General features: G+C 63.8%; 13 protein-coding genes. 10 read left to right on the top strand and 3 right to left on the bottom strand.

Features of this window, described 5'->3' with window-relative positions; all coding sequences use genetic code 11:
• Positions 1-51: 51 nt before the first annotated feature.
• A complete protein-coding gene (gene pyk / locus AC26AR_RS04210) occupies positions 52-1,521 on the bottom strand; it encodes a pyruvate kinase (RefSeq protein WP_077371963.1) in 1,470 nt (489 codons plus the stop codon).
• Between the two features lie 607 nt (positions 1,522-2,128).
• On the opposite strand from pyk, the gene topA reads away from it, so the two are divergent.
• The 3 genes from topA (at position 2,129) to AC26AR_RS04225 (ending at position 5,743) form a co-directional block, all read left to right on the top strand.
• Entirely contained in the window at positions 2,129-4,771 is a 2,643-nt protein-coding gene (gene topA / locus AC26AR_RS04215; protein WP_077371966.1) for a type I DNA topoisomerase, read from the top strand.
• Positions 4,771-5,250 (top strand): DUF6586 family protein, encoded by a 480-nt coding sequence (locus AC26AR_RS04220; RefSeq protein ID WP_488107600.1) that lies wholly within the window; start codon positions 4,771-4,773, stop codon positions 5,248-5,250. Before topA ends, AC26AR_RS04220 begins: the two co-directional genes overlap by 1 nt.
• A gap of 253 nt (positions 5,251-5,503) precedes the next feature.
• A complete protein-coding gene (locus AC26AR_RS04225; RefSeq protein ID WP_103751365.1) occupies positions 5,504-5,743 on the top strand; it encodes a hypothetical protein in 240 nt (79 codons plus the stop codon).
• 130 nt (positions 5,744-5,873) lie between these two features.
• Here AC26AR_RS04225 and lexA read toward each other — a convergent pair whose 3' ends face one another.
• Positions 5,874-6,503, bottom strand: coding sequence for a transcriptional repressor LexA (gene lexA / locus AC26AR_RS04230; RefSeq protein WP_077371975.1), 630 nt, complete (start codon positions 6,501-6,503; stop codon positions 5,874-5,876).
• Positions 6,504-7,054: 551 nt separating this feature from the next.
• Between lexA and AC26AR_RS04235 the strand changes: the two genes are divergently transcribed.
• The 6 genes from AC26AR_RS04235 to AC26AR_RS04260 all read left to right on the top strand — a co-directional run bounded on the left by AC26AR_RS04235 (position 7,055) and on the right by AC26AR_RS04260 (position 12,560).
• Positions 7,055-7,732, top strand: coding sequence for a TetR/AcrR family transcriptional regulator (locus AC26AR_RS04235; protein WP_077371978.1), 678 nt, complete (start codon positions 7,055-7,057; stop codon positions 7,730-7,732).
• Positions 7,732-8,274: a L,D-transpeptidase family protein gene (locus tag AC26AR_RS04240; RefSeq protein WP_488107601.1), complete on the top strand. Its 543-nt coding sequence runs from the start codon at positions 7,732-7,734 to the stop codon at positions 8,272-8,274. Before AC26AR_RS04235 ends, AC26AR_RS04240 begins: the two co-directional genes overlap by 1 nt.
• Positions 8,275-8,476: 202 nt before the next feature.
• Entirely contained in the window at positions 8,477-9,571 is a 1,095-nt protein-coding gene (gene nagZ, locus AC26AR_RS04245; RefSeq protein WP_488107602.1) for a beta-N-acetylhexosaminidase, read from the top strand.
• 47 nt (positions 9,572-9,618) lie between these two features.
• Positions 9,619-11,010 (top strand): mechanosensitive ion channel family protein, encoded by a 1,392-nt coding sequence (locus AC26AR_RS04250; protein WP_255303065.1) that lies wholly within the window; start codon positions 9,619-9,621, stop codon positions 11,008-11,010.
• The gene (locus tag AC26AR_RS04255; RefSeq protein WP_077371987.1) at positions 10,991-11,572 is read left to right on the top strand and encodes a hypoxanthine-guanine phosphoribosyltransferase; all 582 of its coding nucleotides are present in this window, start codon (positions 10,991-10,993) and stop codon (positions 11,570-11,572) included. The genes AC26AR_RS04250 and AC26AR_RS04255 overlap by 20 nt, the downstream gene beginning before the upstream one ends.
• 250 nt (positions 11,573-11,822) lie before the next feature.
• Complete coding sequence (locus AC26AR_RS04260) at positions 11,823-12,560, top strand: S-methyl-5'-thioinosine phosphorylase (protein ID WP_488107603.1); 738 nt, start codon at positions 11,823-11,825, stop codon at positions 12,558-12,560.
• Between the two features lie 116 nt (positions 12,561-12,676).
• On the opposite strand, the gene mfd is transcribed toward AC26AR_RS04260, so the two are convergent.
• Positions 12,677-16,204 (bottom strand): transcription-repair coupling factor, encoded by a 3,528-nt coding sequence (gene mfd / locus AC26AR_RS04265; RefSeq protein ID WP_488107604.1) that lies wholly within the window; start codon positions 16,202-16,204, stop codon positions 12,677-12,679.
• Between the two features lie 548 nt (positions 16,205-16,752).
• Between mfd and AC26AR_RS04270 the strand changes: the two genes are divergently transcribed.
• Positions 16,753-18,201 (top strand): glyceraldehyde-3-phosphate dehydrogenase, encoded by a 1,449-nt coding sequence (locus tag AC26AR_RS04270; protein ID WP_488107605.1) that lies wholly within the window; start codon positions 16,753-16,755, stop codon positions 18,199-18,201.
• The last annotated feature ends 169 nt before the right edge of the window (positions 18,202-18,370 follow it).

The raw sequence follows: 18,370 nt of genomic DNA on the forward strand, positions 1-18,370 counted from the left end.
CAGCCCCGCCAGTGATAACGCTGCCGGTGTCGATCCGTCGATGCCGGTCGCTCAGTCGATGGTGCCACCGACAGTGACGATCTTCATGGTGTTGGTGCCACCGTGGGCATTCATCTGATCGCCGCGAGTCAGAATCACCAGATCACCACGGTTGGCGATGCCGCGCGCTTCCAGCTCGGCGATGGCGCGACGGTTGATCTCCTGCGCCGGCAGCTCGCTGGAATCGAAGGGCAGGGACACCACGCCACGATAGAGGGCCATGCGGCGCTGGGTCTTCTGGTCCTGGGCGAGACCGACGATCGGCAGACCCGAGCGGATGCGCGAGGCGATCAGCGGGGTATAGCCGGATTCGGTCATGCAGACGATGGCCACGACACCCGTCAGGTGGTTGGCCGCGTACATGGCCGACAGTGCGATGGTCTCGTCTGTCTTGCTGAAGCCTTCGTGGATGCGGTGCTGGGATTCCTGGGCGGCACGTTCACGCTCGGCACCCAGGCAGACACGATCCATGGTCTCGATGGTCTCGACCGGGAAATCGCCTGCCGCGGTCTCGGCCGACAGCATCACGGCGTCGGTGCCGTCGAGCACGGCATTGGCGACGTCGAAGACTTCGGCGCGGGTCGGCAGCGGGGCGCTGATCATCGACTCCATCATCTGGGTCGCGGTGATGACCACGCGGTTGAGGCTGCGGGCACGGCGGATCATGCGCTTCTGCACGCCGATCAGCTGTGCGTCGCCGATCTCCACGCCCAGATCGCCACGCGCCACCATCACGCCTTCACTGGCGAGGATGATGCCGTCGAGCACGGCATCATCGGCGACGGCTTCGGCGCGCTCGACCTTGGCGATCAGGCCGATGTCACGACCTTCCTCGCCCAGCAGCTCACGTGCCAGCTGCATGTCGGCGCCACTGCGCGGGAAGGAGACGGCCAGATAGTCCACGCCGATGTCGATGGCGGTCTTGAGGTCTGCCTTGTCCTTCTCGGTCAGCGCCTCGGCGGACAGGCCACCGCCTTGCTTGTTGATGCCCTTGTTGTTGGACAGCTTGCCACCCACCTTGACGGTGGTGTGGATCTCGTTGCCCTTGAGTTCGTTGACCTCGAGCACCACGCGACCGTCATCAAGCAGCAGAACGTCGCCGGCGACCACGTCATCGGCCAGCTGCTGATAGTCGCAGCCGACACGCTCGACGGTACCTTCATCGCGGCCCAGGCCGATGTCCAGGATGAACGGTTGGCCTTCCTGAAGCTGGACAGCGGTGTCCTTGAAGCGGGCGATGCGGATCTTCGGACCCTGCAGATCACCCAGCACGGCGACGCTGCGGCCCTGGGCGGCGGCGGCGGCACGGACGGCCTCGGCACGCATGCGGTGGTCTTCGGGGCTGCCGTGAGAGAAGTTGAGGCGAACCACATCCACTCCGGCACGGATCATCGCGTCGAGGACGCCCGGCTTGTCACTGGCCGGACCGAGTGTGGCGACAATCTTGGTGCGGCGGATCGGGCCGTTGAACGCGTGCGGCATGAGAACATACTCCTTGAACACTTGCGTGAGGGGTCAGGCGGTTTGTGTTGTCATTTTACTACATTGACGACGTAAAGGGAGCCTGTCGAGTGTCGTGGTTGATTGGTGTGGTAGCGCGTGAGTGATTCGGCTGCCATGGCGGCGATGGTAGCGACATGACTTGCGTCTTCACAAGCGCTGGCGTCAGGCTGGTGGCCAGCCAGACACGGCGTGATCCGAGAGACCCAGGCTGGGAAGACGGCATCTACGTTGACCCGCAGGCCTGCCACTGCCTGTGTCAGTAATGCCACACTGATGTGACGAATCGTGAAAAGGCCACTTATATATAGTCATGGCTTGCCTGTCGTCATGGCGACACATGCATTTGGCGGGTCTGGCAGGTCCGGGTGCCAGTCGATGACCGCGTCATGCCTCGGGCGTCGATTCTCGAGATTCGGGGTGGTGTGTGATGTCCGCTGCCACCACCCACATGGCGTGGTGCTGGCAACATTGCTGGTCAGCGCTGAAATGCTGGGGTAGGGTAGGCGCATTTTTAGGCTGGGATAAAACCCAGCGCTACGAGTCATTCGCCGGTGCAGTCAGCGCCGGCCAGGAGATGCGAGCAACCATGGGCAAGTCACTGGTGATCGTCGAGTCGCCTGCCAAGGCCAAGACCATCAACAAGTATCTCGGCAACGACTTCGTGGTGAAGTCGAGTGTCGGGCATATCCGCGATCTGCCGACCAGCGGTAGCGGCAAGCAGGCCACCGATCCCAAGGAGCGTGCCCGTCAGGCAGCCGAGACGCGCAAGATGTCGCCGGAAGCCAAGGCGGCTCACAAGGAAAAGAAGGCCAAGACGCAGCTTATCCGTCGCATGGGGGTAGACCCGGAGAACGGCTGGGAGGCGCATTACGAGATCCTGCCCGGCAAGGAAAAGGTCGTCTCCGAGCTGACGCGCCTGGCCGAGAAGGCCGACACCATCTATCTCGCGACGGATCTGGACCGCGAAGGTGAGGCGATTGCCTGGCACCTGCGCGAGACCATCGGTGGCGACGATACCCGCTACAAGCGCGTGGTGTTCAACGAGATCACCAAGAAGGCAATCACGGCGGCCTTCGATGAGCCGGGCGATCTGAAGATGGACCGCGTGCATGCTCAGCAGGCGCGTCGCTATCTGGATCGTGTCGTCGGTTTCATGGTCTCGCCGCTGCTGTGGGCCAAGGTGGCTCGTGGGCTGTCGGCCGGGCGAGTGCAGTCGGTTGCCGTGCGCTTGATCGTCGAGCGTGAGCGTGAGATCCGTGCCTTCATTCCGGAAGAATTCTGGGATGTGCACGCAGAGCTTGCCGCGACCAGCGGCGAGGCGATCCGTTTCGAGCTGGCGCGTCAGGATGGCAAGGCCTTCCGTCCGACCAGCGAGAAGGAAACGCTGGATCGCATCGCGGCGCTGCGTACCGCTCGGCTCGCGATTTCCAATCGCGAAGACAAGCCGACCCGTTCCAAGCCGAATGCCCCCTTCATCACCTCGACCCTGCAGCAGGCGGCCAGCAGTCGTCTCGGCTTCTCGGTCAAGAAGACCATGATGATGGCGCAGCGCCTCTACGAGGCCGGTTACATCACTTACATGCGTACCGACTCGACCAATCTGTCGGCGGACGCGGTGGCCACCGCGCGGGACTTCATCGCTGAGGAATTCGGCGACAACTATCTGCCGCAGGCCGCCAACGTCTACTCCAGCAAGGAAGGTGCCCAGGAAGCTCACGAAGCGATCCGTCCCTCCGAGGTGGCGCGTCGCGCGACGGACCTCACCGGCATGGAGCGTGACGCGGAGCGTCTGTATGAGCTGATCTGGCGTCAGTTCGTCGCCTGCCAGATGGTGCCGGCAGAGTATCTGTCCTCGACCCTGACCATCGAGGTCGATGGCTACGAGCTGCGCGCCAAGGGCCGGGTGCTCAAGTTTGACGGTTATACCCGCGTGATGAAGCCGGCGGGCAAGAAGGAAGAGGATCAGTCACTGCCGGACCTGGCCATCGGCGAGGTGCTGGAGCTGGTCGAGCTGGACCCGCAGCAGCACTTCACCAAGCCGACGGCGCGTTACACCGAAGCCAGTCTGGTCAAGGAGCTGGAGAAGCGCGGCATCGGCCGTCCTTCGACCTATGCGGCCATCATCTCGACCATTCAGGATCGTGGTTACGTGGCGCTGGAAAATCGGCGTTTCTACGCCGAGAAGCTGGGTGACATCGTCACTGATCGTCTCAGTGAATCCTTCAAGGACTTGATGGACTTCGGCTTCACCGCGCGCATGGAAGACTACCTCGATGAGGTGGCCAACGGTCAGCGCAACTGGCGTGAACTGCTGGATGCCTTCTACGCCGAGTTCAAGGCCGAGCTGGATCACGCCCAGTCAGAAGAGGGCATGCGCCCGAATCAGCCGGTGCCGACCGATATCGCCTGCCCGACCTGTGGTCGCGAGATGCAGATCCGTACCGCCTCCACCGGCGTCTTCCTGGGGTGCTCCGGTTACAACCTTCCGCCCAAGGAGCGCTGCAAGACCACCATCGACCTGTTGCCGGGGGATGAGGCGGTCGCCGCTGACGCGGATGAGAATGCCGAGACCGATGCACTGCGTGCCAAGCGCCGTTGTCCGATCTGCGCCACGGCCATGGACAGCTATCTGATCGACGAGCAGCGCAAGCTGCACGTCTGCGGCAACAGCCCGGACTGCGTGGGACATGAAGTCGAGCAGGGTCAGTTCCGCATCAAGGGCTACGATGGGCCGGTGATCGAGTGCGACAAGTGCGGTGCCGACATGCAGCTCAAGACCGGGCGTTTCGGCAAGTACTTCGGCTGCACCAACGAGGATTGCAAGAACACCCGCAAGCTGCTCAAGTCCGGGGAGGTCGCGCCGCCGAAGATGGACCCGATCCCCATGCCGGAACTTGCCTGCGTGAAGGTCGAGGATCACTACGTGCTGCGTGATGGCGCCAGTGGCCTGTTCCTTGCCGCCAGTCAGTTCCCCAAGAATCGCGAGACGCGTCCGCCGCTGGTCAGCGAGCTCAAGGCGCATGCCGACGAGCTGCCGGAGAAGTATCACTTCATCCTCAAGGCGCCGGAGAAAGACCCCGATGGCCGCCCGACGCAGATTCGTTTCTCGCGCAAGGCCAAGGAGCAGTTCGTGATGACGGACGAAGATGGCAAGGCGACGGGGTGGAAGGCGACCTTCGACAACGGCCGTTGGGTCGTCGAGGACAAGCGCAAGGGAGCCAAGAGCTGATGAGCCAGCGTGGCCGCACCAATCAACTGCTGTATCAGGCCGAGTTGCTGCTGGAGCAGGCGGCCGTCGCGACGCGTGATGAGCATGCCGTCGCACTGCGCATGGCCGGTGAGGAAGGGGCGCTGGCGTTGATGGAGCTGGCATTGGCCTCGTTGATCGAGGAGTGCGCGGCGTCGGCACGCTGGCCTGAGGGCAGCTGGCGCGAGCGGCTGGCCACACCGCCGACTCCCGTGGCGGAAATCGAGCAGTTGCGAAGCCTGCAGGCGCAGCCGGACAGTTGGTTGAGCCAGCTGGTGGCCGATATCACGCGTTTGCATGAAGAGGGCGGTGCTGCCCGGCGTGAGGAAGGCCAGGCGCGTGGCGATGGTCTCATCATCGCCACGGCGGCCAATGCGCCTCTGGCAGAGCGTCTCGCCACGGCAGTCAGCGCCATGAAGGCGTTGCTGTCACACCTTCGCGAGTCGAATGTGGAGTGGTAGCGTCGCGCCTTGCCTGACCAGAAAGCGCTGGCATGTCACGCACCTGTCATTCAGGTGACGCCCTGGCATGACGGGTGCTAGACTGGCGGCATTGTGGCAAGCCCTGCATTCTCCGGTACGACCATGGCTCTGGCTGTGGTCGTACTTTTTTCTGCATTGTCGCCAGTGACTGCAAGTCGCAGGGCCTGCCCGCCGTCAAGCTGACGATCACAACGACGCCGGTATCCTCAGGATGCCGTGCAGGAGGAATGACGTGTCCGATCCCGCCGTACTTGAAATCGTGCAAATGGAAGATGGGGAAGTGATCCTGCGTGCCGCCGAGAGTGAAGGTGAGCCACTTCTCAGTATCCGCATCTCCGATGAAGCTGCCGATCTGCTGCGTGACAATCGCTTCGAGGTCGCGCGTGAGATGATCGATCACGCCATCACCCGCACCCGCCTGTGGGATGGCGAGGATGATGAAGACGAGCAGTCGGAAGGCATGGTGCACTGAGCACTTCCCGCATGTCTGCCTGTCACGAAAAAACCCGCCAATCGGCGGGTTTTTTCGTGGATGCCCTGATGGCGACAGTCGTCATCTGCGCGTCAGCGCTGTGAGGACAGACTGCCTGCGAGCCATGAGATCAGTGCAGGCCGCCATCGCGGATCACGCCCACGCCGAGGCCCTCGATTTCCAGGCTGTCCGTGCGCAGATCCACCTTGATGGGAGCGAAGTCCTCGTTCTCGGCTTCCAGCCATACGTAATGGCCATCGCGACGGAAGCGCTTCACCGTCACTTCATCCCCCAGACGCGCCACCACGATCTGTCCGTCACGCACGCTGCTCGTGCGGTGCACGGCCAGCAGGTCACCTTCCAGAATGCCGACATCCTTCATCGAGACCCCGCGTACGCGCAGCAGATAGTCGGCGGCAGGCGAGAAGTAGTCACTGGGCAGCGGGCAATGGCGATCGATATGCTGGCTGGCCAGGATAGGGCTGCCAGCGGCCACTTCCCCGATGACCGGCAGGCCCTGCTCGCTATCCTCTTCCGCCTCGGCCAGAGACGGCACGCGGATGCCCCGCGAGGTGCCCGGCACCATCTCGATGGCTCCCTTGCGCTTCAGGGCACGCAGATGCTCTTCCGCGGCATTCGGTGAGCGAAAGCCCAGTGCCTGGGCGATTTCGGCACGCGTTGGCGGATAGCCTGAGGACTTGATGGTCTTGATGATGAAATCGAAGACATCCTGCTGGCGCGGAGTAAGCGGCTGAGTCATGGGCATTGCCTTTGGCCTGGGCGGCATCTGAGCTGACGGCACGGGGTGTGCATCCATACAACTGTCATTGTATCCAGTCATGGCGGTCATGCAAGGCATCGTGGGTGCTTTGGCAGCAACGTTGCCGGCATCTTCGTCGACATCGACATGCTGACGCGAGACAGCGGGTGTCCGGGACGCCCCATGACCATCCCGTCCCCGAATGTCCCGCGTGAATGCGCGTCCTGCCGGTCTTGGCTGTCGAGTGTTTGAAACAACCAGCAATTGCCAGTCATGGCATGGACAGCTAGAATTATCTTGTTTCAAACGAATGTTCGTCGGGCGCATCCGGCTACCGGTACACAGGCCCTGTGTGTCCTGTGCTCGGGACACGGCTCGTGGCAGCCTCCGCCTCGGAGTCGCTGCCTGACACGCGGTGCGTGAAGACCGACATGTCGTTTGATTGACCTGCATGAGAAGAGTCGCCCCCCGGGCCACGGCCTTGCCGTTGTCCGGGGGGACAAGGACTCCCGTGCCCCCTCGTGACTGATCACCTGACAAGGCATCCGCCCATGGCCCAGACCGATACCGTTACCCGTATCCTCGATACCGCCGAGGTCCTGTTCGCCGAGCGAGGCTTCGCCGAAACCTCGCTGCGCAATATCACCAGCAAGGCCAAGGTCAACCTGGCGGCGGTCAATTATCACTTCGGCTCAAAGAAGTCATTGATCCAGGCAGTGTTCGCCCGCTATCTCGACCCCTTCAGCGAGCGTTTCCATGCGGCACTCGACAGTGTCGAGCAGCAGCATGCCGGTCGTCAGGTGCCGCTGGAAACGCTGCTGGAAGTGATGGCGCGCACGGTGCTGGAGGTGCCGGCCGAGCGCAACAGCCTGCGTACCTTCATGCGCCTGCTCGGGCTTGCCTATACCCAGGGGCAGGGTCACATGCGTCGCTACATCCGCGAGCATTACGGCACGGTCTTCAGCCGCTTCGCCGAGCTCCTGAAGCTTGCGACGCCGGACCTGCCAGACAACGAGCGCTTCTGGCGTCTGCACTTCATGCTCGGCAGCGTGATCTTCACCTTCTCGGGACTGGACGCACTGCGCGATATCGAAGAGGCCGAATACGGCCATCACACCAGTGTGCGCGAGCTGATCCAGCACATGCGTCCGGTGGTGGTGGCGGCGATGGCGGCTCCGCTGCCGGCCTCGCTCGGAGATGGTGAAGCGGTCACCCAGGCGGCCAGCTGATGGCTTGCTGGGTGGCGGTGGATCTCACCCGCCAGCGTCTTGAGATACGCAATGACGCGCCCAGTGGCAGTCGTGATGCGCCGCCCCCCGCGGCTGACCCTGACACGCTGGTGCATGCCTGTGTGATCTCCAGCGGCCTCAACGGTATCGGCGAGCTCGATGGCAGCGGTTGCACGCCGACCGGCTGGCATGTGGTTCGCGCCGCGATCGGGGAGGGCAATCCACGTGGTGCCGTCTATCGTGGACGGCGCTTCACGGGAGAGGTGTTCACGCCTCGACTGGCCGCCGAGCACCCCGAACGCGACTGGATCCTGACGCGTATCCTGTGGCTCAGCGGTCGTGAACCCGGCATCAACCGTGGCCGCAACGCGGCAGGACAGCGCGTCGACAGCCTGCGGCGCTACATCTACTTCCATGGCACGCCGACCAGCGAGCCGATGGGCACCCCGGCCTCCCATGGGTGCATTCGTCTGCGCGATGAGGATCTGCTGTGCCTTTACCAGCATGCGCCCGCCGGAACGCCAGTGCTGTTGCATGCCTGACGCTGCGTTGCCTGGCGGCTGGTGCTCGCGACTGTTCGAGTCGCGCTCAGTCGGCTAGAATTGCGCCTTTCCTCGCGCCGGCCGCCTGTCCTGAGGCTTGTTTTCCAGGCTGCCGAGCCCCGTAACGACATGAAACCCTGCCGTGCGTGCCATGCCTTGCAGCGCATGACACGGCCAGCAGGCCATGGACAGGAAGGATGTCATGACACAGCCATTGGGCTCCGTAATGCTCGACGTCGAGGGGCATACCCTCACGTCTGACGAACGTGAACTACTGGCACGCCCCGCCGTCGGCGGCGTCATCCTGTTTGCGCGCAACTGTGCTTCTCCCGAGCAGGTGCTGGCGCTGTGCGGTGAGATCCGCCGCGTCAATCCACATCTGTTGATCGCCATCGATCAGGAAGGCGGACGGGTGCAACGGCTGCGCGAAGGCGTGACCCGCCTGCCGCCGATGCGCGCCCTGGCACATTGCTGCCTGGGACGTGACTGTGACGGCTGCGGTGATGATGCCCAGTCGTCAGGGCTCGGGTTTGCCCGTGACGCCGGCTGGTTGCTGGGCATGGAGATGGCCGCCATTGGCTGCGACATCACCTTCGCGCCGGTATTGGATATCGATGTCGCGGGTTCCACCATCATCGGAGACCGCAGTTTCGGGACGACTCCCGAGGACGTGATTGCCGTCAGTACCGCCTTCATCGAGGGCCTGCGCGAAGCTGGCATGGCAGCGGTCGGCAAGCATTATCCCGGCCATGGTGGCATCGCGGCGGATACCCACCGCGAGCGCGTGATCGACCCCCGCCCCTTCCGCGAGCTGCGCGAGCATGATCTCAAGCCCTTCGCGGCGCTGGCGGATCGCCTGGGTGGCGTGATGCCGGCTCATGTCATCTATCCCGACTTCGATGCGCGCCCCGCCGGCTTCTCGCCAAGCTGGCTGGGGCTGCTGCGTGAGGAGTTCGGTTTCAAGGGCGCCATCTTCTCCGATGACCTGGGCATGGCGGCTGCCGTGGCCGAGGGCGAGCCGGAAGTGCGCGCTCGTCTGGCACTGGATGCCGGCTGCGACATGGCGCTGGTGTGCAATGATCCCGCCGCCGCACGTGCCGTGCTCGACAGCCTCGATGGGGATGAGCAGCGCAATGCCGGCAAGCGTCAGGCGCGTCTGCGCTACGGGCGCGCCCGCCCCACGCTCGAGGGCCTTGCGGGGCTGTCTCGCTGGCGGCGTACCCATGCACGTCTCGAGGCGCTGGCGGCCAGTCAGCCGCTCGAGCAGGTGGCCATGCCAACGGGCTTGGCTGAATGAGCCAGCCTTGAGGGGCTTTTCCTCCAGACGTCACCCAAGGACTCCACATGGCTGAGAAATCCGCCACCGAGGCGGCTGCCGACAAGCTGGCGGCGCCTGCCGAAGAGATGATCAATCACTGGGTCGAGCCGCTGCGCAACTGGGTGGAGCAGACCTTCGGTCTGCCACTCTGGGGGATCAACCTCGCCCTGGTGCTGGTGGCCGTGATCGTGCTGCATCTGAGCGAGCGCATTCTGCTCAGTCGCCTGGCCGTGCATGCCGAGAAGAGTCGCAACCTGTGGGATGACGCGCTGCTGCACGGGCTGCGCCATCCGCTGTCTCTGTGGCTCTACAGCATGGGGTCGCTGGTCGCGCTGGATATTCTTGCCCATCAGTTCGCGCCCGGCAGCCTGGAGGCCTATCTGGGCACGGTGCGCCAGATCATCACCCTGCTGGCGCTGGCCTGGGCGTTGATTCGCATGATCAAGCGCTTCGAGTCGCTGCGTACCACGCCACCGCCCGGCACCAACGTCAACGCGATGGATGCCACCACGGCCTCGGCGATCAGCAAACTGCTGCGTGCCGTCGTGATCGTGCTGGTGGGTCTGGCCATCCTGCAGAATCTCGGTGTGTCACTGTCCGGCGTGATGGCCTTCGGTGGGGTCGGCGGTATCGCGGTGGGCTTCGCCGCGCGTGATCTGCTGGCCAACTTCTTCGGTGCCCTGATGATCCATCTCGACCGCCCGTTCAAGGTCGGTGACTGGATTCGCTCGCCGGACCGCGAGATCGAGGGCACCGTCGAGGACATCGGCTGGCGGCTGACGCGCATCCGCACCTTCGACATGCGTCCGCTCTACATCCCCAACGCCATCTTCACCAGCATCGCGGTGGAGAATCCGTCACGGATGTACAACCGGCGCATCTTCGAGACCATCGGCTTGCGTTACGAAGATGCCACCCGGGTCGGTGACATCATCACCGCGGTCCGCGAGATGGTGGAAGGGCATGACGAGATCGACCAGACGCGGACCCAGATCGTGAACTTCAACAGCTACGGTGAACACTCGCTGGACTTCTTCGTGTACGTCTTCACGCGCACCACCGACTGGGTGAAGTATCACGCCATCAAGCAGGATGTGCTGCTGCGCATCCATGACATCATCCGTGAGCACGATGCACGCGTGGCCCTGCCGGGGCAGCGCCTGCACTTCGCTGACGTGCTGTCCCTCGAGGGCGCTGCTCCTCAAGGCGACACGAATGCTGATCGCGAGTCGTCCTCGCGCCGACCGCAAGACGAACAGGACGGCAAGGCCGCTGAAGCCTCGCCGTCACACGCTGCGCAGAGCGGGTCCCGCCGTTCTGCTTCATCCTCCGCTGCTACATCCTCTGCCACGTCCGCCCGACGTGGAGATGAGGCCAGTGATACCCAGGAAACTCCCGATGCTGACTCCGACGCCTGACTCCCTGAGCGCCCTGCATGCCGAAATGCGAGACGTGATGGACAACGCCGACTGCCTGATTCCCCAGGCAGAGCTGGAGGTCGCACTTGATCGCATGGCCGGGGAGTTGACCCGCAGCCTTGGTGATCGCATGCCGATCTTCTACTGCGTGATGAATGGCGGCCTGATTACCGCAGGTCAGCTGTTGACCCGACTCAAGTTCCCGCTGGAAGTCGATTATCTGCACGCGACGCGTTACCGCGGTGCCATGCGCGGCGGCGAGCTGTTCTGGCGCGTCAATCCGGAACTGCCGATGGCCGGTCGTGACGTGGTCATCGTCGATGACATCCTCGATGAGGGTGGCACCCTGGCGGCCATCATCGAGTACTGCCGTGAAGCGGGTGCGCGCAGCGTGTCCAGCTGTGTGCTGGTGGACAAGAAGCACGATCGCAAGGCCTATCCGGGTTTCAAGGCCGACTTCTGTGGTCTGGATGTCGAGGACCGCTTCCTGTTCGGTTTCGGCATGGATTACAAGGGCTACTGGCGCAACGCGCCGGGCATCTACGCGCCCAAGGGGCTGTAACGTTCCTGAAGACGAGGCGGTTTCGTCGCGCTGCCGTCCTGTCTCACCATCGCAGCCACGCCTGCATGTGATCACCACCCGCCCGGGCCACCGCGGCGGGTGGTGTCGTTTCGGGGCCTTTTCTCGTCTCTTGGTGCAGAGCGTGACGATTGTGCTTGTCGTTGTCGGTTGGCTCGGAGTAGCGTTCGCTCAGGGGCGAAGCGTTCGGCCCTTGAGAGATTCCTGCACATGGGTGGCGAGGAGACAGGGGATGCTGGCAGTCATCGGGGGGACCGGGTTCGGCCATTGGCCGGGTCTGGAGGTGCTCAAGCGGGGTGGTCAGGAAACTCCCTTGGGGGCGGCGTCCTGCGGGGTGGTGCAGGGGCGGCTCGGCGGCAGGTCGATCCTGTTTCTGGCGCGGCATGGTCAACCCCACAAGATGCCGCCGCATCGAATCAATTATCGCGCCAACCTGTGGGCGCTCAAGCAGGCCGGGGCGACTCACGTCGTTGGCGTCAACTGCGTGTCAGGTATCGACCCGACGCTGACGCCGGGCACGCTGGTGGTCCCGGATCAGTTGATCGATTACACGACGGGGCGCGAAGGCTCGTTCTTCGATGGCCGTTTCAAGCCGTTCCAGCATGTGGCATTCGCCTGGCCGTATCACCGTGTCTGGCGCGAGGAGCTGCATTCGGCGGCCTCTGACGCGGGACTGACGATCCAGGCAGGCGGAGTGCTGGGCGTGGTGCAGGGGCCGAGACTGGAAACCGCGGCCGAGATTCGTCTGATGGCGCGCGATGGCAATACGTTGGTGGGCATGACGGGGATGCCCGAGGCCGTGCTGGCCCGGGAACTCGAGATGGAGTACGCCAGCCTGTGCCTGGTGATCAGTCACGCGGCCGGGGTCGGGGAGGAGGAGCCGACGAGGGCCGGAACGGAATCGGTGATCGAGGCAGGCATGCCGCAGGTGCAGCGCTTGCTGGCGGCGCTGCTGGCACGCCATGCGTGAGGCGCTTGTCCCTGGGAGGTGAGGCGGTCTGACTGCCAGAAAAACGGCCTGCATCAGCGATGCAGGCCGTTTTCATGTTCCGCGCATTTTCACGTGCACAGAGGTGAGTGGGTGCGTCAGGCCGCCTGGGTCTTGGCGTTGAGCAGCTCGAGCAAGGATTCGCAGAAGCTGAAGCGCGCCTCGGCGTCTTCCATCTCGGTGGTGAAGCGCAGCGTGTCGGCACCTTCCAGCCTGTAGACATCGGGCTGGCGCTGGATGAGTGTCACCAGCGTCAAGGGATCGACAGGCGTCTGGGCGCCGAAGATGATGCGGCCGCGTGCGGCACCGGCTTCCAGCTTGACGATGCCCAGTGCCTGGGCGCGCTGGCGCAGCCGGGTCTGGCGGAACAGCGTCTTGACCGGCTCCGGCAACAGGCCGAAGCGGTCGATCATCTCGACCTGCAATTCCCGGAGATCGCTGGCGTTCTCGGCGTTGCTGATGCGCTTGTACATCATCAGGCGCTGCTGGACATCGTGGAGGTAGTCACCCGGAATCAGCGCCGGCAGATTGAGTCCGACTTCCACGCCCTCATCCAGCGGCGATTCGATGTTGGGCGTCTTGCCGGCCTTGATGGCCTTCACGGCGCGATCCAGCATCTCCATGTACAGCGAGTAGCCGATGGTTTCCATCTGGCCGGACTGCTCATCACCCAACAGCTCGCCCGCGCCACGGATCTCCATGTCATGGGAGGCCAGGGTGAAGCCGGCCCCCAGGTCATGCGATTCGCTGATTGCCTCCAGACGCTTGACCGCATCGCGGGTCATGGCCTTGGGGTGCGGGGTCAGCAGGTAGGCATAGGCCTGGTGATGCGAGCGCCCGACGCGCCCACGCAGCTGGTGCAGCTGCGCGAGGCCGAACTTGTCGGCGCGTTCGATGATGATAGTGTTGGCGCTCGGGACGTCGATGCCGGTCTCGATGATGGTCGAGCAGACCAGCACGTTGAAGCGCTTGTGGTAGAAGTCCGACATGCGCCGCTCCAGGCTACGCTCCGGCAGCTGCCCGTGGGCGACACCGACGATGGCCTCCGGCACCAGTTCCGCGATGCGTGCCGCGCTTTCCTCGATGGTCTTGACCTCATTGTGCAGCACGTAGACCTGTCCGCCGCGCAGCAGCTCACGCAGGATGGCTTCCTTGATCACGCCGTCGTTGCGCTGTTGGACGAAGGTCTTCACCGACAGGCGGCGCGCCGGTGGTGTGGCGATGATGGACAGGTCGCGAATGCCGCTCATCGCCATGTTGAGCGTGCGCGGAATCGGCGTGGCGGTCAGGGTCAGGATGTCCACTTCGGCACGCAGGCTCTTGAGTCGCTCCTTCTGGGAGACCCCGAAGCGGTGCTCCTCATCGATGACCAGCAGTCCCATGTTGGGCAATTCCAGCGACTTGGAGAGCAGCTTGTGGGTGCCGATCACGATATCCGCCTGACCCTTGCGGATGCGCTCCAGTGACGCTTCCTGGCCCTTGCCGCTGGTGAAGCGCGACAGCAGGGCGATCTCCACCGCGGTGTCGGCGAAGCGATCGCGGAAGTTGTCGTAATGCTGCTGGGCCAGCAGGGTGGTGGGCACCAGCACCACCACCTGACGGCCGGAGTTGACGGCCAGGAAGGCGGCGCGCATCGCGACCTCGGTCTTGCCGAAGCCGACATCGCCGCACACCACGCGATCCATCGGCTGAGGAGAGCACATGTCCTGGATCACCGCGCCGATAGTCTGCGCCTGGTCCGGTGTCTCCTCGAAGGGGAAGCTGGCCGCGAAACGGGCGTAGTCCTCGGCGGGGAAGTCGCAGGCATGGCCGACACGCGCTTCGCGCCGTGCATAGACATCCAGCAGCTCGGCGGCGGTGTCGCGAATCTTCTCGGCCGCCTTGCGCTTGGCCTTCTCCCACTGCTCGGACCCCAGCTTGTGCAGCGGTGCCAGTTCATCGCTGGCGCCGGAATAGCGTGAGATCAGATGCAGGCTGTCCACCGGCACATAGAGCTTGGCGCCGTCGGCGTATTCAAGGGCGAGGAACTCGGCTTCCTGGCCGCCGGCATCGATGGTCTCGAGTCCCAGGTAGCGACCGACCCCGTGGGTGTGGTGTACCACCGGTGCGCCTTCGCGCAGCTCCGAGAGATGACGCACCGCCAGTTCGTTGTCATCGGTGGCACGCGCCTGACGACGGCTCTGGCGGACTACCTCGCCATAGAGCTCGGTCTCGGTGACGATGACCAGCCCCTTGGCGGCGTCTTCGCGCTCGGGGGAGGGCGCCTGGGAGGCCTGCTCACCCGCTACCCAGGCACCACGCGTCAGGCCCCCGACGGTCAGGCCGACCGCGGCGGGACTGTCGACGAAGTGCTGGAAGCTCGCGAAGTCCTCCAGGCTGCGTAGCCCGAAGCTGCGCAGCAGCGGAGCGAGCTGCTCCTCGACGACTTCCCGGCGACCCTGGGTCTCGGCGACGAACAGGATGCGCTGTGCGCTCTGGCCGTTGAGTCGCTGCTTGAGGAAGCTCGCCAGCGCCTGGGTGGGGTCGGCGCTGCGTGCATCGATGGCGAGGCTGGGCAGCGCCTGCTGGCCGAATTCGATGGTGTGCGCATTGGGCTCGCGCAGCAGTTCGATGCGCTCGTGCTGCTTGATCAACGCGAACAGTTCGTTGACCGGCACGAAGGCGCGATGCGGCGGCAGCAGCGGGCGCGTGGGGTCCACGCTGAGATTGGCGTAGCGCGTGGTGATGGCGTCCCAATGATGTTCGGCCGCTTCGCGAGCTCCCGGCAGCATGGCGATCCGCAGGTTGTCGCCCATGTGATCGAACAGCGTCGCGGTCTCCTCGAAGAACAGCGGCAGATACTGCTCGAGCCCCGGTGAGGGAATGCCCTTGATGGCATCGTTGTAGAGGATGCACTGGCGGGGGTCGACATCGAACAGTGTCTCGAAGCCCTCGCGGAAACAGGCGATGGCGCTGCGCGTCAGAGGATATTCGTGGGCGGGCAGGATCTCGATCGCCTCGACCTTGTCGCCGCTGCGCTGGGTGTCGGGGTCGAAGGCGCGCAGGGTGTCGATCTCGTCATCGAACAGATCGATTCGCAGCGGTTGCTCACTGCCCATCGGGAACAGGTCGATCAGCGCGCCGCGCAACGCATACTCTCCGGGCTCGTAGACGGTCTCCACCGCACGGTATCCGGCACGTGAGAGGCGTGAGCGGAAATTCTCGCGGTCGAGAGTGTCTCCCCTGGCGAGACTGAAGACCTGGCCGGCGATGTAATCCGCCGGCGCCAGGCGCTGCATCAGGGTGTTGACCGGTACCGGCACGATGGCGCGGCGGCTGGCCTGCAGGGTGCGCAGCGTGCGCAGGCGCTCCGAGACGATGTCCTGGTGGGGCGAGAAACTGTCGTAGGGCAGTGTCTCCCAGTCAGGGAATGGCAGCAGGCGCTCCGGGTGGCGGGTATAGAAGTGCAGGTCCGCCTCCAGACGCTGGGCGCTGGCGGTGTCCGGCGTGATCACCATCAGTGGCGCTTCATCGGCGTCCGCCAGGCGCGCCAGCGCCAGGGCGGCAGCGCTGCCATCCTGCAGCGTCCAGTAGGTGGTCTCACGGGGAGAGCGTGGCAACGGGGGCGTCAGCGGAGTCTCGAACATGGGCTCTGGTGTCTTGTGTCCTGGGCTTGGGCGCACGGGAAGATTCACCGGCGGGAGGGGTGCTCCTCGCCAGTCACGCCAAACGGTGAAAGCCCGCGGCGGCGCGAGCGATGGTGATGAAGGCGCAATGGTCGGCGCAGGGCGCTACTCGTGGCAGCCAGCATGGAGGGGGCGTTCTGACGGCCCGCTCTGATGGTCGCAGATCCAACCCCTTGCCGTGACGGGGCTGCCGAGGCGGTGTCGTCAATGCCCTGCGCCTGATGATAGCAAGTCATTCCCTGTCATGGGGGCGAGGCGTGGCCTTTTCATCGGTGGCGAGGCCCGGAATCTCGCAAGAGCTTGTCCGGCGATCCTCCACGGGATGCGGACGGTGCTTCAGGAAGGGCTCTTGTAGTCAAATCGTTGATTCTGTAGCACTACTACCCTCCGTGCGACCATCCTTTCATTGTGACCCCGCCCCCCGTTACGCATACTCAGCTGGCCTTGTCCGACGCTGCAAGCTCGCTTGCCGCGTTCGCCTATCGTTCGCCAGTCAGAGGAATTCCTCCGTGAGCAAAGAGAATCTCGAAGCCTGTTTCAAGCAGTGGCAAGACAATGAAGCCCTCGCCGAACAGATGATCCCGCTGCTGGGTGACCTCTATCGTCGCTTCAATGTCGTGCCCTCCATCTATGGGCGTTCGCTGATCAACCGCTCCATGGTGCGTATCCTCAAGAACCACCGTTGGGTGCGCAAGGCGGAAGGGGTGGAGCTGTCCGTCGAGGACACCTTCCCGCTGGTGCGTGCCATGATCGAGCTGAATCTCGGGCCGGCCCATGTCGATATCGGCAAGCTGGCGGTGGCCTTCAAGCGCTCCGACGAGACGGACATCACCGCCTTCCTCAAGCGTGAACTGACCGATATCGTCGGTGGCTACGTCGAAGGCGGCATGGGTGGCGACCCGAAGGACGTCGTCCTGTATGGCTTCGGGCGCATCGGCCGCCTGCTGGCGCGCATCATGATCGAGAAGGCCGGTGGCGGTAATCTGCTGCGTCTTCGCGCCATCGTGGTGCGTGGCAGCAAGGATGACCTGGAAAAGCGGGCCAGCCTCCTGCGTCGTGATTCCGTGCATGGCCCCTTCGAGGGCAGCATCACGGTCGATCAGGAGAATTCGGCGCTGATCGTCAATGGCAACTACATCAAGATCATCTACGCGAACTCGCCGTCCGAGATCGATTACACCGCGCACGGCATCGACAATGCCATCGTGGTCGACAATACCGGCAAGTGGCGCGACGAGGCCGGCCTGGGGCAGCATCTCGAGTGCAAGGGCGTGGCCAAGGTGCTGCTCACCGCTCCGGGCAAGGGCGATCTGAAGAACATCGTCTATGGCGTCAACCACACCGACATCAGCGATGATGACCGCATCATCTCCGCGGCCTCCTGTACTACCAATGCCATCGTGCCGGTGCTGAAGGTGCTGCACGACGAATACGGCGTCAGTCAGGGGCATGTGGAGACGGTCCACTCCTATACCAACGACCAGAACCTGATCGACAACTTCCACAGCGGGGACCGTCGCGGTCGCGCGGCGGCACTCAACATGGTGCTGACCGAGACCGGTGCCGCCAAGGCCGTCGCCAAGGCGCTGCCGGAGCTTTCCGGCAAGCTGACCGGCAACGCGATCCGTGTGCCGACGCCCAACGTCTCGATGGCGATTCTCAATCTGACGCTGGACACCGCAAGCGACGCCGAGCGCATGAATGACTTTCTGCGCACGGCCTCTCTGCACTCTTCACTGCAGAAGCAGATCGACTACGTCGATTCCTGTGAAGTGGTCTCTTCCGACTTCGTCGGCAACCGCCATTCCGGCATCGTCGATGGCCAGGCGACCATCGTCACCGACAAGCAGGCCGTCGTGTATGTGTGGTATGACAACGAGTTCGGGTACAGCTGCCAGGTCGTGCGTATCCTGCAGCACATGTCCAACGTGCGTTTCAGCTATTTCCCCACTCGCTGAGGCAATGGGTCGCGCCATGGCGTGATTCACGCACGGTGAGGAAAAAATGCCTGTCAATACAACGCCCCTGCCGTCCTCGATGGCAGGGGCGTTGGCGTGTTGAATGCCCTCACCACTTTAGTGTCGTATGGTCTTTCGGGGCTCGCATCTTTATAATGAGGCGGATTTT

The sequence above is a fragment of the Cobetia sp. PS-4MA genome, from assembly GCF_057670765.1.

Excerpts from the sequence above, each read along its gene's own strand:
- pyk (WP_077371963.1), bottom strand. The coding sequence starts at position 1,521 with ATGCCGCACGCGTTCAACGGCCCGATCCGCCGCACCAAGATTGTCGCC.
- topA (WP_077371966.1), top strand. The coding sequence starts at position 2,129 with ATGGGCAAGTCACTGGTGATCGTCGAGTCGCCTGCCAAGGCCAAGACC.
- AC26AR_RS04220 (WP_488107600.1), top strand. The coding sequence starts at position 4,771 with ATGAGCCAGCGTGGCCGCACCAATCAACTGCTGTATCAGGCCGAGTTG.
- lexA (WP_077371975.1), bottom strand. The coding sequence starts at position 6,503 with ATGACTCAGCCGCTTACTCCGCGCCAGCAGGATGTCTTCGATTTCATC.
- AC26AR_RS04235 (WP_077371978.1), top strand. The coding sequence starts at position 7,055 with ATGGCCCAGACCGATACCGTTACCCGTATCCTCGATACCGCCGAGGTC.
- AC26AR_RS04240 (WP_488107601.1), top strand. The coding sequence starts at position 7,732 with ATGGCTTGCTGGGTGGCGGTGGATCTCACCCGCCAGCGTCTTGAGATA.
- nagZ (WP_488107602.1), top strand. The coding sequence starts at position 8,477 with ATGACACAGCCATTGGGCTCCGTAATGCTCGACGTCGAGGGGCATACC.
- AC26AR_RS04250 (WP_255303065.1), top strand. The coding sequence starts at position 9,619 with ATGGCTGAGAAATCCGCCACCGAGGCGGCTGCCGACAAGCTGGCGGCG.
- AC26AR_RS04255 (WP_077371987.1), top strand. The coding sequence starts at position 10,991 with ATGCTGACTCCGACGCCTGACTCCCTGAGCGCCCTGCATGCCGAAATG.
- AC26AR_RS04260 (WP_488107603.1), top strand. The coding sequence starts at position 11,823 with ATGCTGGCAGTCATCGGGGGGACCGGGTTCGGCCATTGGCCGGGTCTG.
- mfd (WP_488107604.1), bottom strand. The coding sequence starts at position 16,204 with ATGTTCGAGACTCCGCTGACGCCCCCGTTGCCACGCTCTCCCCGTGAG.